At 73.8% G+C, this 17,515-nt stretch carries 15 protein-coding genes; 12 read left to right on the plus strand and 3 right to left on the minus strand.

Annotated features, from left to right (window positions below; genetic code table 11):
- Window positions 1–40 precede the first annotated feature (40 nt).
- Genes Sco07f_RS18690 through Sco07f_RS18710 form a run of 5 tightly spaced genes read left to right on the plus strand, consistent with a single transcriptional unit; the run spans window position 41 to window position 5,499 of the window.
- Entirely contained in the window at window positions 41–1,324 is a 1,284-nt protein-coding gene (locus Sco07f_RS18690) for an NAD(P)/FAD-dependent oxidoreductase (RefSeq protein WP_108988499.1), read from the plus strand.
- Window positions 1,321–2,064 carry a DUF1365 domain-containing protein gene (locus Sco07f_RS18695; protein WP_087788383.1) on the plus strand — a complete coding sequence of 248 codons (744 nt, stop codon included), beginning with the start codon at window positions 1,321–1,323 and terminating at the stop codon, window positions 2,062–2,064. Before Sco07f_RS18690 ends, Sco07f_RS18695 begins: the two co-directional genes overlap by 4 nt.
- A complete protein-coding gene (locus tag Sco07f_RS18700) occupies window positions 2,061–3,347 on the plus strand; it encodes an SAM-dependent methyltransferase (protein WP_108988501.1) in 1,287 nt (428 codons plus the stop codon). Before Sco07f_RS18695 ends, Sco07f_RS18700 begins: the two co-directional genes overlap by 4 nt.
- Window positions 3,344–4,654: an SAM-dependent methyltransferase gene (locus Sco07f_RS18705; RefSeq protein ID WP_108988502.1), complete on the plus strand. Its 1,311-nt coding sequence runs from the start codon at window positions 3,344–3,346 to the stop codon at window positions 4,652–4,654. Before Sco07f_RS18700 ends, Sco07f_RS18705 begins: the two co-directional genes overlap by 4 nt.
- Window positions 4,651–5,499, plus strand: a complete 849-nt coding sequence (locus Sco07f_RS18710) for a DUF1295 domain-containing protein (RefSeq protein WP_108988504.1) — start codon at window positions 4,651–4,653, stop codon at window positions 5,497–5,499. Before Sco07f_RS18705 ends, Sco07f_RS18710 begins: the two co-directional genes overlap by 4 nt.
- 41 nt (window positions 5,500–5,540) lie before the next feature.
- On the opposite strand, the gene Sco07f_RS18715 is transcribed toward Sco07f_RS18710, so the two are convergent.
- Both Sco07f_RS18715 and Sco07f_RS18720 read right to left on the minus strand, forming a co-directional pair.
- On the minus strand, window positions 5,541–6,293 hold the full coding sequence (locus Sco07f_RS18715; RefSeq protein ID WP_108988506.1) for an anti-sigma factor: 753 nt from the start codon (window positions 6,291–6,293) through the stop codon (window positions 5,541–5,543).
- The gene (locus tag Sco07f_RS18720; RefSeq protein ID WP_007442114.1) at window positions 6,293–6,877 is read right to left on the minus strand and encodes a sigma-70 family RNA polymerase sigma factor; all 585 of its coding nucleotides are present in this window, start codon (window positions 6,875–6,877) and stop codon (window positions 6,293–6,295) included. Before Sco07f_RS18720 ends, Sco07f_RS18715 begins: the two co-directional genes overlap by 1 nt.
- Window positions 6,878–7,194: 317 nt before the next feature.
- Here Sco07f_RS18720 and Sco07f_RS18725 point away from each other — a divergent pair, with 317 nt between their 5' ends.
- From Sco07f_RS18725 to Sco07f_RS18755, 7 genes are all read left to right on the plus strand, one after another.
- Complete coding sequence (locus Sco07f_RS18725; RefSeq protein ID WP_087788378.1) at window positions 7,195–7,707, plus strand: GNAT family N-acetyltransferase; 513 nt, start codon at window positions 7,195–7,197, stop codon at window positions 7,705–7,707.
- 154 nt (window positions 7,708–7,861) lie between these two features.
- The gene (locus tag Sco07f_RS18730) at window positions 7,862–8,971 is read left to right on the plus strand and encodes a LacI family DNA-binding transcriptional regulator (RefSeq protein ID WP_087788377.1); all 1,110 of its coding nucleotides are present in this window, start codon (window positions 7,862–7,864) and stop codon (window positions 8,969–8,971) included.
- Between the two features lie 67 nt (window positions 8,972–9,038).
- Window positions 9,039–10,637, plus strand: a complete 1,599-nt coding sequence (locus Sco07f_RS18735; RefSeq protein ID WP_108988508.1) for an FAD-dependent oxidoreductase — start codon at window positions 9,039–9,041, stop codon at window positions 10,635–10,637.
- Window positions 10,638–10,738: 101 nt separating this feature from the next.
- Complete coding sequence (locus tag Sco07f_RS18740) at window positions 10,739–12,868, plus strand: hydantoinase/oxoprolinase family protein (RefSeq protein WP_108988510.1); 2,130 nt, start codon at window positions 10,739–10,741, stop codon at window positions 12,866–12,868.
- Window positions 12,865–13,497, plus strand: a complete 633-nt coding sequence (locus Sco07f_RS18745; protein WP_108988512.1) for a hypothetical protein — start codon at window positions 12,865–12,867, stop codon at window positions 13,495–13,497. Before Sco07f_RS18740 ends, Sco07f_RS18745 begins: the two co-directional genes overlap by 4 nt.
- 3 nt (window positions 13,498–13,500) lie before the next feature.
- The gene (locus tag Sco07f_RS18750; protein WP_054101126.1) at window positions 13,501–14,781 is read left to right on the plus strand and encodes a TRAP transporter large permease subunit; all 1,281 of its coding nucleotides are present in this window, start codon (window positions 13,501–13,503) and stop codon (window positions 14,779–14,781) included.
- A 42-nt stretch (window positions 14,782–14,823) separates the two neighbouring features.
- A complete protein-coding gene (locus tag Sco07f_RS18755; RefSeq protein ID WP_108988514.1) occupies window positions 14,824–15,828 on the plus strand; it encodes a twin-arginine translocation signal domain-containing protein in 1,005 nt (334 codons plus the stop codon).
- A gap of 71 nt (window positions 15,829–15,899) precedes the next feature.
- Here the strand turns inward: Sco07f_RS18755 and Sco07f_RS18760 are convergent, their stop codons facing one another.
- Window positions 15,900–17,474, minus strand: a complete 1,575-nt coding sequence (locus tag Sco07f_RS18760; RefSeq protein WP_174855393.1) for an MDR family MFS transporter — start codon at window positions 17,472–17,474, stop codon at window positions 15,900–15,902.
- Window positions 17,475–17,515 lie beyond the last annotated feature (41 nt).

Raw genomic sequence — 17,515 nt, forward strand, 5'->3', positions numbered from 1 at the left:
CACGCAAGCGTTGATCACAGTGGGGTGGAGGAGCAGCGAAATGCCGCGAGCATCAGGGGAGGCCGGGCGCCGCACCGCCGTCGTCGGCAGCGGAGTGGCGGGTCTGACCGCCGCGTACGTACTGGGCCGCGAGCACCGCGTCACCCTCTACGAGGCGGACGACCGCCTTGGCGGGCACGCCCACACCCACGACCTGACGGCGCCCGACGGCCGCGTCCACCGGGTCGACTCGGGGTTCATCGTGCACAACCGCCGCACCTACCCGAACCTGCTGCGCCTCTTCGGCGAACTCGGCGTGGCCACGCAGCAGTCGGAGATGAGCATGTCGGTGCGGTGCGAGGGCTGCGGCCTCGAGTACGCCGGCGCCCGCGGCCCCGCGGGACTGCTCGCCCGCCCCCGCAACGCCCTGCACGGCCCCTACCTGCGGATGCTCGCCCAGGTGCCCCGGTTCCACCGCGCGGCCCGCCGACTGCTCGACGGCGGTGCGCACGACCCGGAGCCCACCCTCGGCGAGTTCCTGGACCGCGAGGGCTTCTCGCCGTACTTCCGCGCCCACTTCATGACGCCCGTGGTCTCGGCGGTCTGGTCCTGCGACGCCGCCACCGCCCTGCGCTACCCGGCCCCCTACCTGTTCCGCTTCCTGCACCACCACGGCATGCTCGCCGTCGGCGGCTCCCCGGTGTGGCGCACGGTCACCGGCGGCTCCCGCTCCTACGTCGACCGGATCGCCGAGCGGCTGCCCGACGTGCGCACCGCCACCCCGGTCCGCTCGGTGGCCCGGCACGCGGACGGCGTGGACGTCACCGCCGCCGACGGCACCACCGACACCTACGACCACCTCGTCGTCGCCGTCCACCCCGACCAGGCACTGGAGTTACTGGCCGACCCCACGCCCGACGAGAAGGAGGTCCTCGGCGCCCTCCGGTACTCCCGCAACGCCACCCTCCTGCACACCGACACCGCCCTGCTGCCGCGTGCGCGCGGCGCCCGTTCCTCCTGGAACTACCTCATGCCCGCCTGCGACGCGGGCGCCGACCGGGTCCGCGTCAGCTACGACATGAACCGGCTGCAGCGCCTCGACGCCGCCGACACCTACGTCGTCACCCTCGGCGGCGAGGACCGCGTCGACCCCGGCCGGGTACTGGCGCGCATGACCTACGAACACCCCGTCTACACCCCCGAGTCGGTCGCCGCCCAGCGCCGCCTGCCCGAACTGCGCACCCCGGTCACGGCCTACGCCGGCGCCTACCACGGCTGGGGGTTCCACGAGGACGGCTGCCGCTCGGGGGTGGAGGCCGCCGCGGCCCTCGGAGTCACCTGGTGACCCCCGCCCCGACGGCACGACCCGGCCTCTACCCGTGCGAGATCGGGCACATACGCCTCGACCCGATCCGGCACACCCTGCGCCACCGCACCTACATGTGGCTCGTCGACCTCGACCGTCTCCCCGAACTGCCGCGCCCCCTGCGCCCGCTCGCGGGCTTCCGCGCCCGCGACCACTTCACCGGTGACGCCCCCTCGCTGCGCGCGGGCCTGGACCGCTTCCTCGCCTCCCACGGCGTCGACCTGGAGGGCGGCCGGGTGCTGATGCTCACGCACGCCCGCGTCCTCGGACACGTCTTCAACCCGCTGACCCTGTACTGGTGTCACGGCCCCGACGGCACCCCGCGCCGCGTGGTCGCCGAGGTGCACAACACCTACGGCGAACGCCACGCCTACCTGCTCGATCCCGACGAGGCGGGCGTCGCACACGTCGACAAGGCGTTCTACGTCTCGCCGTTCAACCCCGTCGACGGTGCCTACCGCATGCGCCTCCCGCTGCCCGCGGACCGCCTCGACCTGACCGTACGCCTGGACCGGCCCGGCACCCGGCCGTTCACCGCGACCGTACGGGGCACCCGGCGCGAGGCGACCCCGGCCGCCCTCCTGGGGCTGGCCCTGCGGCACCCCTGGTCGACCCTCGCGGTGTCGGCCGGCATCCGCAAGCACGGAATCCGTCTCTACCTGCGCGGCCTGCCCGTCCAGCCGCGCCCGAGTCACCGCACCACGGAGAAGGCATCATGACCGCAATCCACCCACGTCCCGCCGCCGCGCCCCAGGTCCCGGGAGTCCGCGGCACCCCGGTCGACCCGCACCGCTGGCCCGACGTGGCCGCCCCGCCCCGGGCCTCCCGGCTCCGCCGCGCCACCGCCGCCGCCGTCGTGCGCCGCGCCCTGCACCGGCTGCCGCTGCGGGTCCGGTTCGCCGACGGCGCCACCGTGGGCCTCGGCGGTCCGCTGGTGGAGGTCCACGACCCCGACGCCTTCCACGGGCGGATCGGCGACCAGGGCCTCATCGGCTTCGGCGAGTCCTACATGGCCGGCGAGTGGGACGCCCCGGACCTGGTCGGCGCCCTCACCGTGCTCGCCGCCCACGCGGCCGACCTGGTCCCCGCCCCGCTCCAGCGGCTGCGCGGCCTGTGGCACCAGCGCCAGCCCGCCGCCCGGCGCAACACCCCCGAGGGTGCCCGGGACAACATCAGCAGCCACTACGACCTGTCCAACGACCTGTTCGCCCTCTTCCTCGACGACACCCTCAGCTACTCCTCCGCCGTCTTCCTCGGCTTCCCGGCCCGCCGCGAGTCCCTCGTCGCCGCCCAGCAGCGCAAGATCGACCGGTTGCTCGACCTCGCCGAGGTCCGCGACGGCACCCGGCTCCTCGAGATCGGCACCGGCTGGGGCGAACTCGCCCTGCGCGCCGCCGCGCGCGGCGCCCACGTCACCTCCCTCACCCTCTCCCGCGAGCAGCGCGACCGCGCCCTGGAACGCGCCCGCGAGGCGGGCCTGGCCGACCGGGTCCGGGTCGAACTCCGCGACTACCGCGAGGAGAAGGGCACCTACGACGCGATCGTCAGCGTCGAGATGATCGAGGCCGTCGGCGCCGAGTTCTGGCCGGTCTACTTCCGCACCCTCGACGAGCGCCTCGCCCCCGGCGGTCGGGCCGCACTCCAGGCCATCACCATGCCGCACGACCGCCTGCTCGCCGCCCGCCACACCCACACCTGGATCCAGAAGTACGTCTTCCCCGGCGGCCTGATCCCGTCCACCGACGCCATCGAGGAGACGGTCCGCGACCACACCGGCCTGCGTCTCGCCCGCCGCGACGGCTTCGGCGCGCACTACGCCGAGACGCTGCGGCTGTGGCGCGAGCGGTTCACCGAGCGCGCCGACGAGGTCGGCGCCCTCGGCTTCGACGCGACCTTCCGGCGCCTGTGGACCTTCTACCTCGCCTACTCCGAGGCCGGCTTCCGCGCCGCCTACCTCGACGTCCAGCAGTACCTGTTCACCAAGGAGGACCCCGCCCGATGAGCACCGTCCGCACCGCCAGGACCGGCGCCGCCCACCGGCTCGCCGCGCTCGTCGAGGACGCGCTCGGCGGTCCGCTCCCCGTCCGGCTGCGCGCCTGGGACGGCTCCGAGACCGGCCCCGCCGACGGTCCCGTGGTCGTCGTCCGCTCCCGGCGCGCCCTGCGCCGCCTGCTGTGGCAGCCCGGCGAACTGGGCCTGGCCCAGGCCTACGTCACCGGCGAACTGGACGTCGACGGCGACCTGGCCGACGGCCTGCGCCGGATGTGGGCGGCCACCCGGGAACGCCGGCTGCACCCGCCCCGGCTCTCCCTCGCCGACCGGGCCCGCGCGGCGGGCACCGCCGTCCGCCTCGGCGCCGTCGGCCCGCGCCCCGCGACACCGGACTCGCAGGCCCGGCTGCGCGGCGGCCTGCACACCAGGTCCCGCGACCGCGCCGCCATCAGCCACCACTACGACCTCTCCAACGACTTCTACCGCCTCCTCCTCGACGAGACCATGGCCTACTCGTGCGGAGTGTGGGCGGACGAGTACACCGACGCGAACGCCGCCGACGCCCAGCGCGCCAAGCTGGAGCTGATCTGCCGCAAGCTGGGCCTCACCGCGGGCTCCCGCCTGCTCGACATCGGCTGCGGCTGGGGTTCGCTCACCCTCCACGCGGCCGAACGGCACAAGGCGAAGGTCACCGCCGTCACCCTCGCCGGGGAGCAGGCGGCGCACGTCCGCGAACAGGTGCGCGAGCGCGGCCTGGAGGACCGGGTGGAGGTCGTCTGCCAGGACTACCGCGACATCACCGGCGGGAGCTACGACGCCGTCTCCACCGTCGAGATGGGCGAGCACGTCGGCGACGCCGAGTACCCGGCCTTCACCGCCTCGCTGCACCGCATGGTCCGCCCCGGGGGACGCGTCCTGGTGCAGCAGATGTCCCGGGGCCACAACGCCCCCGGCGGCGGCGCCTTCATCGAGGCGTACATCGCCCCCGACATGCACATGCGGCCCCTCGGCGAGACGGTGCAGCTCCTGGAGGACGCCGGTCTCGAAGTGCGCCACGTCGAGTCGCTGCGCGAGCACTACGTCCGCACGGTCGCCGCGTGGGAACGCACGCTGGAGGAGCGCTGGGACGAGTTCGTCGCTCTGGTCGGGAAGGAGACCGCGCGAGTGTGGCGGCTCTACCTGGTGGGCGGCGCCCTCGCCTTCGAGCAGCGGCGCATGGGCGTCGACCAGATCCTGAGCGTCCGGCCCACCGCCGAGGGCGTCAGCGGCATGCCCGCGACGCCGGGGGAGTGGTACGAGCGGCTGGACCGCCCGTGAACGGCTTCCCGTGGGGCGCGTTCGCCGCCGGTCTCGGCTGGGCCGCGGCGGCCGCGCTCGCCGTCATGCTGGCCACCTTCGCCGTCGCCGTGCGCAAGGGCGTGCACCGGGTCGTGGACGTGGCCTGGGGTCTCGGCTTCGCCGTCGTCGCCGTCGTGACCTGCGTGGTCGCGGCGGCGGGAGGGGAGGGAGACCCGGGGCGCCAGACGCTGGTGGCGGTCCTGACCGTCGTATGGGGTCTGCGGCTGGCCGCGCACATCGCCCGGCGCGGCCGGGGCCACGGCGAGGACCCGCGCTACGACGCGATGCTCGCCAAGGCCCGCGGAAACCGGAACCTCTACGCCCTGCGCATGGTGTACCTGCTCCAGGGCGCCCTGGTGTGGCTGGTGTCGCTGCCGGTGCAGGCCGCCTCGTACGGGTCCGGGTCGCTGTCGGTCCTGGCCTGGGCCGGGGCGTCCGTGTGGGCGGTCGGGCTGGCCTTCGAGACCGTCGGAGACGCCCAGCTGGCCCGGTTCAAGGCGGACCCGGCCAACCGGGGCCGCCTCATGGACCGCGGACTGTGGAACTGGACCCGGCACCCCAACTACTTCGGCGACTTCTGCGTCTGGTGGGGCCTGTTCCTGATCGCCTGCGACGCCGGCCCCGCCGCCGCGGCGGTGTCCGTCGTCTCCCCGCTGGTGATGACGTACCTGCTGATCGGCGGCAGCGGGAAACGGCTGCTCGAGCGGCACATGGCGGACCGGCCGGGATGGTCCGCGTACGCGGCGCGCACCAGCGGCTTCTTCCCGCGCCCGCCGCGCCGGTCCCCGGCCGCACACAACTCCACCCGTGAATCCCGCCCGTGAACTCCGCCCATGAGGGGTGAGGGCCGCGGCCCTCACCCCCGTCAGGCCGGCACGCTCAGCAGCGCGATCGGATCCGAGGTCGGCTGCTTCGACCCGCCGGCCGGCTCGACCGTGATGCCCACGCCCGCCGCACCGTCGACGGGGCCCTCCATCAGCACCGCCTGACTGGTGCTCCGCGGGTCCATCAGTCCCGCCGGGCGCATCGTGCCGTGGTCGTCGAACCAGAGCTGGTACACCTTGCCGCTCGGCGGCTCGGCCATGCCCGAGGCGAGGAAGACCGCCCGGTCCTGGCGTCCGGAGACGACCAGCGTCCCGCTCGCCCCGCCGGCCAGCCGCGCCGTACGGGACTCGGCGTCCGGGGCGGCCAGCACCCCGGCGAGGGTCTCGGCCCGCTGCTCGGCCCGCGCGGCCCGCTCCCCGGCGTCCTGCGCGCGTTCGTACTGCCATGCCGCCGTACCGCCGAGGCCCGCCGCGGCGGCGAGGCAGGCGGCCAGCGCCCAGCGGGCCAGACCGCCCCCGCGCGGCACGGCACGCCGCGCCTTCTCCACGGTGCCGCCGCCCGGCGGGACCTGGCGCACGGTGGTGATGCGGTGCAGTACCCGGTCCTTGAGCACCGGTCCGGGCACGACCGTCGCGGCCAGCCCCAGCCGGGCCGTCGCGGCGGCGAACTCACGGGTCTCCTGCTCGCAGGTGGCGCAGCCCGCGAGGTGGCGCTCGAAGGCGTCCCGCTCGTCGTCGGGCAGGGCGTGCAGGGCGTAGGCGCCCGTCAAACTGTGCAGGTCCTCGGTGCGCATCACGCGCTCACCCCCAGGCAGTCACGGAGCCGGATGAGACCGTCGCGCAGTCGCGTCTTGACCGTGCCGAGCGGCAGCGCGAGCGCCTCGGCGACCTGCCGGTAGGTCAGGCCGCGGTAGTAGGCGAGGGTCACGGACTGGCGCTGGATGTCGGTGAGGGTGCGCAGACAGCGCCGCACCTGCTCCCGCTCCAGCCGGGTCTCGACCTGCTCGGTCACCTCGTCGTACTCCGGCGTCCGGTCGAGCAGGGCGGCCTTGTGGTCACGGGCCGCGGCGGCCTCCACCGACCGCACCCGGTCCACGGCCCGCCGGTGGGCCAGGGTCAGGATCCAGTTGACCACCGTGCCGCGCTCCGGCCGGTAGCGGGGCGCCGTGCGCCACACCTCCACCAGCACCTCCTGCGCGACCTCCTCCGACTGCGCCTGGTCGCGCAGCACCGCCCGGGCGACCCCGAGCACGGACCCGGCCACCGCGTCGTACACGGCGGCGAAGGAGTCCTGATCGCCCAGGGCCACCTCACGGATCAGCTGCTGCAGATCGGGTTGGGACGATGGATTTCTGCCGATGTGTACGGCTTCCTTCACGACGGTTGCTCCAAAAGAATGTGCGACGGGCGGGGATCTCCCCGCGTAATCCGTGGCCGAGCGGTCCGCGGATTGGTCCCGCGCTCCGGAAGGCCGCGGTGACCTCGCCCGACGCACACCTTCCCACGCGGCAGGGCGGTGTACAGTGGGCGCCGTTCGCGTTCGACAGAGCTCCATGGGAGCGGAGGAAAGGGAGGTGAGGTTGATGACCGTGCTCAACGCTGCCCTTCGCGGCGCCCGGATCTCCCTCGCGTCCCGAGCGGCGGCCTGACCCCGCATCCCACGAACGCAGACCAGAAACGGATCCCAGACCCGTCATGACCCTTTCCTGGAACACCCGCGCCGAGACCGGCGCCGACGTCTCCGCCATCCGCGACATCGTCCGGGCCGCCTTCCCCACCCCGGAGGAGGCCGCCCTCGTCGACGCGCTGCGCGCCGACGCCGAGGCGTGGATCGAGGGCCTGTCCCTCGTCGCGGTGGACGACGCCGACCTCCCGGTCGGCCACGCCCTGCTGACCCGCTGCCACATCGGGGACAGCCCGGCGCTGTGCCTGGCCCCCGTCGCCGTCCGGCCCGAGCACCAGAACAGCGGTGCCGGAACGGCCGCCGTCCGGGCCGGGCTCCTCGCGGCCGAGCGCCTCGGTGAGCACCACGTCGTCGTGCTCGGGCACCCGGAGTACTACCCGCGCTTCGGCTTCGGCCGGGCCTCCGCCCACGGCATCGGGCTGACCATCGACGTCCCGGACGAGGCCCTGATGGCCCTCACCCTGGACGCCGACCACCCGCTGCCCGCGGGCACCGTCCGGTACGCGGCACCGTTCGGCATCTGATCCGACACCCCGTGGGCGGCGGGAGCCTCTCCCGCCGCCCACGGGCACTTTCCTCCGCGCAACCCCTTGACCCGACGTCCCCGGTCCTTCACATTACTGGTTAATGCGCATGAGGTAATGCGCATTAACGGCGTCGGCGCGACGGAGGGAAGCAGTGGTGGCGAAGGAAGCCGCAGGGCGGGCGAGGCCGGGGAGGGCCCCCGCGCCGGCCGGCCGGCGGGCCCGGCCGAGGCAGGCGGAGGTGGCCCGGCTCGCCGGTGTCTCGCAGGCGACGGTGTCCCTGGTGCTCTCCGGGCGCGACCTCGCGACGGGGCGGCCGATCTCGGCCGAGACCCGCGCCAAGGTCCTGGACGCCGCCCACAGCCTCGGTTACGTCCCCGACCCGGCGGCCAGCCGCCTCGCCGCGGCCCGCAACAACCTGCTGGGCGTCTTCAGCTTCACCGCCACCTTCCCGACCGACGTGCGGCACTCCTACTACCCCTTCCTCGTCGGAGTGGAGCAGGAGGCCGCCGCCCAGGGCTACGACCTGGTGCTGTTCACCGGGTCGAGCACCGGGGGAGCGGGTGCGGGCGGAGCCGGCGCCCTCAACCGCGTACGGCTGGCCGACGGCTGCCTCTTCCTGGGCCGCCACGCCCCCGCTGACGAACTGCGCCGACTGGTGGCCGACGACTTCCCGGTCGTCCACGTCGGCCGGCGCGACGAGCCGGAGGGCCTCGCCTGGGTCGGTGCCGACTACGTCAGTGCCAGCCGCGAGGTCGTCACCGCACTCGCCGCGCTCGGCCACCGCCGAGTCCTGCTCGTCCGCGAGGACGACGACGCCCCCGCCTCCACCGACCGTGAACGCGGCTTCCTGGACGGGCTCGCGGCGAGCGGCCTGCCCGCCGGGCCCGAGGCGGTCTTCCGCTCCGGTGACCCGCGTCGCGACCTCACCGCCGACCGGGTCCGGGCCTGGGTGGCCGACGGCGTCACCGCCTTCGTCGCGGAGGAGACCGACACCGGCGCCGCCTGGCGTGCCCTGCGCGCCGCCGTCGACGCGGCGGGCCTGGACTGCCCCGGCCAGGTGTCCCTCGCACTGCTCGGCAGCCCGCCCGCCGACCTCGCGGACGGTCCGGCGCCGATGGGCTTCGACATCCCGCGCCCCGCGCTGGGCGCCGAAGCGGTACGGCTGCTCGCCGCCCGTATCGCGGGCGGTCCCGCCGAGGGCACCCTCGTCGCCTGCGCCTTCCGGCCCGGCGCGACCGCGGGGCCACCGCCCGCCCCCTGAACCGACCGCACCCCACCGCACCGACCGCACCCCACCGCACCGACCGCACCACCTAAGGAGCAGCAGCGTGATACCGGAACCCGACATCCTCGTCGTCGGCGGCGGCCTCGGCGGCGTCGCCGCGGCCCTCGCCGCCTGCCGGGCCGGCCGCAGTGTCGTCCTGACCGAGGAGACGGACTGGATCGGCGGCCAGCTCACCAGCCAGGCCGTGCCGCCCGACGAGCACCCGTGGGTCGAACAGTTCGGCACCACCGCCACCTACCGGCGCCTGCGCGAGGGCATCCGCCAGTACTACCGCCAGTGGTACCCCCTGCGCGCCGAGGCCGCCGCCCTCACCGACCTCAACCCCGGCGCGGGCCGGGTCAGCAAGCTCTGCCACGAGCCGCGCGTCGCCCTCGCCGTCCTGGAGGGCATGCTCGCCCCGCACCGCGCCGCCGGACGGCTCACGGTCCTCACCGAGCACCGTCCGGTGGCCGCCGAGGCCGACAACGATGTCGTACGCGCCGTCACCCTGGAGGACCTCCGCGACGGAACCCTGCGCACCGTCCCGGCCCGCTACGTCCTGGACGCCACCGAGACCGGTGAACTGCTGCACCTCGCGGGCGTCGAGCACGTCAACGGCGCCGAGTCCCGCGCCGAGTTCGACGAACCCCACGCCCCCGACGAGGCACAGCCGGGCAACCAGCAGGGCATCACCGTCTGCTTCGCCCTCTCCCACCACGAGGGCGAGGACCACACCATCGACCGCCCCGCCGACTACGACTTCTGGCGCGACTACAAGCCCGACTTCTGGCCGGGACCGCTGCTCGGCTTCGAGGCCCCCGACCCGCGCACCCTGGAACCGGTGCCGCGCACCTTCGAGCCCAACCCCGACCTCGACCCGCTGGCCGTCAGCGCCGACCAGAGCGCGGACGCGGGCGACAAGGAGCTGTGGGGCTTCCGCCGCATCCTCGCCCGCAAGCTGCACACCGACGGCGCCTTCGACTCCGACATCACCCTCGTCAACTGGCCGCTGAACGACTACTGGCTCAAGCCCTACATCGGCCAGGAGGAAGAAGCCCTGCGCGAGGCACGGCAGTTGTCCCTGTCGGTCCTGTACTGGCTCCAGACCGAGGCGCCCCGCACCGACGGCGGCACCGGCTTCCCCGGGCTGCGCCCGCGCCCCGACGTCACCGGCACCGCCGACGGCCTCGCCAAGGCGGCCTACGTCCGCGAGTCCCGCCGCATCAAGGCCGTCACCACCGTCACCGAGCACGACGTCTCCATCGACCTGCTCGGCCCCTACGGCCGCACCCGGCACCGCGACACCGTGGGCGTCGGCAACTACCGCATCGACCTGCACCCCTCCACCGGCGGCGACGGCTACGTCGACATCGGCTCCGTGCCCTTCGAGATACCGCTCGGCGCGCTCGTCCCGCGCCGGGTGCGCAACCTGCTGCCGGCCGGCAAGAACCTGGGCACCACCCACATCACCAACGGCTGCTACCGCCTGCACCCGGTGGAGTGGAACGTCGGCGAGGTCGCCGGAGCCCTCGCCGCGCACTGCCTCGCCGAGGACGTCGAGCCGCACCAGGTGCAGGCCGAGGACAAACGGTTCGAGGAGTTCGCCAGGGTGCTCGACCGCGACGGCGTACAGCGTCACTGGCCCGACGTCAGGGGCTACTGAACGACCCCGCGCGCCAGGCGAGTTCGGGCGGGGCAGCACCACCTGCCCCGCCCGGTGACCGCCCGCGTGCGGACCGACCCAGCACAAGGAGGTGCCCGGACATGACCACCCACCGCATCCGCGTCGGCATCGACGTGGGCGGAACCTTCACCGACGCCGTGGCGGTCGACGCCACGACGCTCCGGCTCGTGGGCCAGGTGAAGGTCCCCACGAGCCACCATCACGAGGACGGTGTCGCGCACGGCATCGTCGAGGCGCTCGACCGGCTGCTGACGCAGACCGGACACGCACCCGCCGACGTGGCCTTCCTGGCACACGGCACGACCCAGGCTACCAACGCCCTGCTGGAGGGCGACGTCGCCACCGTCGGCCTGCTCGGCATCGGCACCGGCGCGGGGACGTACTTCACCCGCAGGCTCGCCACCCTCGCCAAGCTCGAACTCACCCCCGGCAAACGGCTCCCGCTGCACTACGCGCACGTGCCCGACCCCGAGGACGCCCCCGCCGTACGGGCCGCCGTCGAACAGCTCACGGCCGCCGGTGCCCAGGCACTGGTGGCCAGCGAACCCTTCGGCGTCGACCGCCCCGAGGGCGAGGAGGCGGTCGCCGACGCGGCCCGCACCACCGGCCTGCCGACCACCGCCGCGCACGAGATCACCTCCCTGTACGGGCTGCGCAAGCGCACCCGCACCGCCGTCGTCAACGCGGCGATCCTGCCGCGCATGCTGGCCACCGCCGACCTCGTCGACGCCTCCATCACCAAGGCGGGCGTCACCGCGCCGCTGATGGTGATGCGCTGCGACGGGGGAGTGATGTCCCTGGACGAGATGCGCCGCAGGCCCCTGCTGACCGTGCTGTCCGGCCCGGCCGCCGGGGTCGCGGGCGCGCTGATGCAGGAACGCGTCAGCGAGGGCGTGTTCCTGGAGACCGGCGGCACCTCCACCGACATCAGCGTCGTCAAGCGCGGCAAGGTCGCGGTACGGCACGCCGTGCTGCTCGGCCGGACCTCCTACCTCAACGCCCTCGACGTCCGTACCGTCGGCGTCGGCGGCGGCTCCATGGTCCGCGTCTCCGGCGGCCGGGTCACCGGCACCGGCCCGCGAAGCGCGCACATCGCCGGGCTGCCGTACGCCTGTTACGCCGACCCGGCCGATCTGCGGGACGCGAAGCTGACCACCATCAGCCCGCTGCCCGGCGATCCCGCCGACTACGCCGTCCTCGACGCGGCCGGCGGCCGGTTCGCGCTCACCATGACCTGCGCCGCCAACGCGCTCGGCCGGGTCCCCGAGGGCGACTTCGCCCACGCCGACCCGGACACCGCCCGCGCCGCCCTCGCCCCGCTCGCCGCCGCCCTCGGTACCGACGTGGACACCGCGGCCGCCCGGCTTCTGGACGCCGGCACCGACCAGGTGAAGTCCGTCGTGGACGACCTCGTACGCGAGTACCGCCTCGACACCGACACCGCCGTCCTGGTCGGCGGGGGCGGCGGTGCCGCCTCGGTCACCCCGCACCTGGCCGCCCGCACCGACATGACCGGCCGCATCGCGCAGCACAGCGAAGTCATCAGCCCCATCGGCGTCGCCCTCGCCCTGGTGCGCGAACAGGTCGAGCGGATCGTGCCGGGCGCCACCCAGGAGCAGATCCTCGCCGTCCGCGCCGAGGCCGAGCGCGCCGTGGTCGAACAGGGCGCCGCCGCCGACGGCGTCGAGGTCGAGGTCACCGTCGACCCGCAGACCAACGTCGTACGCGCCGTCGCCACCGGTGCCACCGAACTGCGCACCCAGGACCGGGCCCACCGCGCCGACGACGCCGAACGCCTGCGACTGGCCGCCACCAGCCTCAAGACCGACCCGTCGAAGGTGCACGTCCTCGCGGGCACCCCCGCCCACACCGTGTACGGCACCGACGTCCACCGCCGTTTCCGGCCCGTCCGCCACCCGGTGCGGGTCGTCGACGCCGACGGGGTCGTCCGCCACCACGCGCCCGACGCCCGGGTCGAGGCGACCACCGTCGCCGCCGCCCCCGAGGTGCTGGCCAAGCTGGTCGCCGAGCACACCTCCTACGGCGACGGAGGCGTCCGCGCCCCCGCCGTACGGCTGCTGCTCGGCTCCCGCATCGCCGACCTCTCCGGCGTCCTGGACCCGCAGCCGCTGCTCGCCCTCGCCCGCAGCGAACTGCGCTCGCGCGCTGCCGACGAACCGTTGGTCGCCGTACTGGAGGTGCGGGAATGAGCGCGTCCCGGGCCCCGGTGACGGACGGTCTCGCCGCCACCGACGACATCGGCTGGGCCGTACGGCTGCTGGCCGCCACCCCGACCCACGAGCACCGCGACCCGGAGCTGCTGCGCCGGTGGGCGCGGGCGGCCGACGCGTTCGGCGCCGCGCTCGCGCCCGTCGGATGCGAGGCGAGGGTCGTGGAGCGCGACGGCGGTCTGGAGCTGGGGCTGCTCGCCCGCTACACCTCCAGACCGCCCACGGTGGAGCTCTTCACCGACACCCTCGCGCTCGCCGAACGGGTCGTCGACGCCCGGGGCTGGCGCGACTGGTATCCGCCCGGTTCCGTACGGGCGGCCGCCCTCGCCCACGAGGCGGTGCACGTCCACCTCCACCATGGCCCCGCGAAGGCCGCCCTGAAGCACGCCCTGGGCCACAGTGCCCTGCGCCTGGGCCGCCTGCGCGTACCCGGCCACGTCGCCGGTGCCGAAGAGGTGGCCGCCCACGCCTACGCCCGTACCGTCTGCGGACTCGGCCGCAGCCCCCTGCTGCTGACCGCCGCCCTGGCCGCCGAGGCCGAGGCCCGGTCCGGCTCCGCGAACGGGAGCAACCCACCACCCGCACGTGACGCAAGAAGAGAGAACTGACCCATGGGTGTCGTCATCCTCCTCGTCATGGCGGCCGGCGTCGCCGCGATGCTCACCCGCAAGCTGCCCACCGCCTTCGCGCTGGTGCTGCTGGCCGTGGTCATCGCCTTCCTCTCCGGCGCGCCCCTGACGGGCAAGAACAGCGTCCTGGACACCGTGCTCCAGGAGGGCGCCCCGGCGCTCGCGGCGACGATGGTCGCCATCATCCTCGGCTCCTGGCTCGGCAAGCTGCTCGACGAGACCGGCATCGCCGGCACCCTCGTCCGCAAGATCGTCGAGTTCGGCGGCGACCGGCCCACCGTCGTCGCCCTCGGCGTCCTCGCCGTCTCCGCGCTCGTCGGCACCGTCACCGGCTCCGCGCCCGCCGCGATGCTGGCCGGGATCATCGGCATCCCCGCGATGGTCGCGGTCGGCGTGCCCAAGGTGACCGCCGCGGGCACGGTCCTGATGGGCATCGCGGTCGGCGTCCCCTTCGAACTGCCGGTCTGGCAGTTCTTCTCCACCGCGCTCGACCTGCCCGTCGACACCGTCCGCGGCTTCATGGTGAAGCTCTTCCCGTTCGCCCTGGTCGCCGCCGTCGCCTACGTCGTCATTGAGAACCGGCGCCGCGGCACCGAGCACGCCTGGTCGCTCAAGTCGGTCTCCGCGCGCCCGGCCCCGCGCCGCGAACGCCTCGGCGACGCACCCTGGTACGCGCTGCTCGCCCCCGTGGTCCCGCTGGTCCTGGCCCTCGGCCTGGACGTGGCCATCATCCCCTCGATGCTGGCCGGTGTGCTCTACGCGCTGGTCACCACCACCCGGCCCGGCGAGATGAACAAGCGGCTGCTGCGCACCCTGTACGGCGGCTTCGAGGTGGCCGCGCCGCCGCTCGCCCTGTTCGTGGCGATCGGCATCCTGCTCGCCGCCGTCAAACTCCCCGGCGCGGTGGACGCCCTGGAGCCGCTGATGAAGGCGGTCAGCCCGCAGAACCCGGTGCTGTTCGTCATCGTCTTCACCGTGCTGGTGCCGCTGTGCCTGTACCGCGGCCCGCTCAACGTGTTCGGGCTCGGCGCGGGCATCGCGGGCGTCCTCATCGCCACCGGCATCTACCCGGCCGTCGCCGTCCTCGGCATGGCCACCTCGTACAACCAGGTCTTCGGCGTCGCCGACCCGACCAGCACGCAGACCGTGTGGGCCGCGCAGTACGCGGGTGTCAGCCCGCAGCAGGTCATGGTCCGCACCCTGCCCTACGTGTGGCTGGTCGCCCTGGGCGGCATGTGCGTCACCGCCGCCCTGTACCTGTGACACATCCGTACGTGTGACCTCCCCCCTCACCCAGGAGTCGACATGCACGAGCCGCACCTCGACCGCCGTCTGTTCCTGAAGGGCACGGCCGCCACCGGCGCCGCCCTCGCCCTGGGCGCCACCGCCGCGCCCACCGCCTCCGCGGCGCCCGGCGGATTCCCCGACTACACCTACGTCCGCACCCTGCTGACGCCGTCCAAGCTGGCCTACAACCCCACCGGCGAGATCATCTTCCCGACCGTCCGGGGCGTCTACGACCGGCTGCCCGCGAGCGGCCGGCTCGGCCGCTACTACCTCTACTACGCCCCGCACGACGCGCCCGGCGGCATCTGCCTGGCCTACGGCGACTCACTGGAGGGGCCGTTCACGGAGTACCCGCACAACCCGATCGTCTCCAACAAGTGGTCGCCGCACTACTCCGTCAGCCACGTCTCCTCGCCGCACGTGATGTGGCACGCGGGGCGGAAGGAGATGTGGCTGTACTTCCACGGCGAGAACACCACGACCAGGCTCGCCCGGTCCGCCGACGGTATCCACTTCACCTACGACAAGGTCGTGCTGACCACCTCGATGCTGCCCTCCGGCACCACCGAGACCTCCTACGCTCGGGTCTTCCCGCACGAACTGCCCTCGCGCGGCGCCCACTACGTCATGGTCTTCATGGTCAACAACACCACCAACCACCGTGACATCGGCTGGGGCTGGTCCGCCGACGGCCGTTCCTGGACGTTCGCCCAGGAGCCCCTGGTGCGCCACGGCGACGTCGGCGCGGTCAACGTCGGCGGCCCGCACCTGCTGCACCGGAACGACAGCACGTACGTCGTCTACAACAAGGACAAGGAGAGCGGCGGCGACCTGATGATCACCGAGGTCGGCAACGACTTCTCGCTCCGCAGGCACCTCGGCGTCTTCTACGACTCCCGCGGCTCCGCACCGGAGAACGGCCGCGCGGCGTCGCCGAGTTTCGGCACCGACCACGGGGTCCCGTACATGATCTACGAGGCGGGGGAGCGGCTGGCCGGCTCGATCGCGATGGCCCGGGGCTGACGGGCGCCCGACACGACAGCGGGGCCGCCCGTCCGGACAGGACGGGCGGCCCCACCGCGGTCGGGTGCCTGCTACGCGACGGGCGCCGCCGGGTCCTTGTCGGCCGGTGCGGCCGGGCCCTCGCCGGACTCCTCGGCCAGACGCTCCATGCCGCTGGTGGTCTTCAGCGGCTTCTCCTTGATGAACACCACGGCGACCAGCGCCAGCACCGCGAACGGCGTGGCGATCAGGAACAGGTCGGCCGTGGCGACCGCGTAGGCGTGCTCCACGATCGTCCGCATCGGGGCGGGCAGCGTGGACATGTCCGGGACGCTGCTCCCGCCGGAGCCCTCTCCACCCGGGACGGTGATGCCCGCGTCGCTCAGTCCCTTGGTCGTCTCGCTGGCGACCCGGTTGGCGAGGATCGCGCCGAGGACGCTGACGCCGATCGTGCCGCCCATGCTGCGGAAGAACGACAGCACGGAGGTCGCGGCGCCCAGGTCGGCGGCCGGCACGTCGTTCTGGGCGGCCAGCACCAGGTTCTGCATCAGCATGCCGACGCCGACGCCCAGGATCGCCATGTAGAGGCTGAGCAGGCCGAAGCTGGTCTTCGCGTCGATCGTGGCCAGCAGCGCCAGGCCGACGGCCATGATCACCGCGCCCGCCACCAGGTACCGCTTCCACTTGCCGGTCCGGCTGATCACCTGTCCGGCGACGGTGGAGGACACCAGCAGGCCGAGGATCATCGGCAGGCTCATCAGACCGGCGACGGTCGGCGACTTGCCCAGGGAGATCTGGAAGTACTGCGAGAGGAAGACGGTCCCGCCGAACATGGCGACACCGACCAGGAGGCTGGCGACGGTGGTGAGGGTGACCGTGCGGTTGCGGAAGATGCCGAGCGGGATGACCGGCTCGGCGGTGCGGGCCTCGACGAACACCGCCGCGACCAGCAGCAGGACGCCGCCGACCGTGAGGGCACCCGTCTGCCAGGACGCCCAGTCGAACTCGTTGCCGGCCAGCGACACCCAGATGAGCAGCGCGCAGACACCGGCGACGATCAGGAAGGCGCCGAGCCAGTCGATGCGCGCCTCGCGCTTCACGGTGGGCAGGCGCAGGGTGCGCTGGAGCAGGGCGATGGCGAGCAGCGCGAACGGCACGCCGATGAAGAAGCACCAGCGCCAGCCCAGCCACGAGGTGTCCACCAGGACGCCGCCGACCAGCGGCCCGGCCACGGTGCCCACCGCGAAGACGGCGCCGAAGATACCGGCGTACTTGCCCAGCTGGCGGGGCGGGATGACGGAGGCCATCACGACCTGCGCGAGGGCGGTCAGACCGCCCGCGCCGATGCCCTGCACGACCCGGCTGAAGATCAGCAGCCCGACCCCGTGCGAGAAGCCGGCCAGCAGCGAGCCGACCACGAACATGCTCAGCGACAGCTGGAGCAGCAGCTTCTTGTTGAAGAGGTCGGAGAGCTTGCCCCACAGGGGCACCGTCGCGGTCATCGCGAGCAGCTCGGAGGTGACGACCCACGTGTAGGAGGACTGGCTGGCGCCCAGGTCGGCGATGATCGTGGGCAGCGCGTTCGCCACGACGGTGCCGGCCAGGATCGCGACGAACATGCCGGCCATCAGGCCCGACATCGCCTGGAGTATCTGCCGGTGGTTCATGGAGGTGGGCGGCGCGTCGGCAGGCGCCTGTGCAGCGGTCA

Origin of the sequence: Streptomyces coelicoflavus, assembly GCF_003112555.1 — a bacterium.
GTDB lineage: Bacteria > Actinomycetota > Actinomycetes > Streptomycetales > Streptomycetaceae > Streptomyces > Streptomyces coelicoflavus.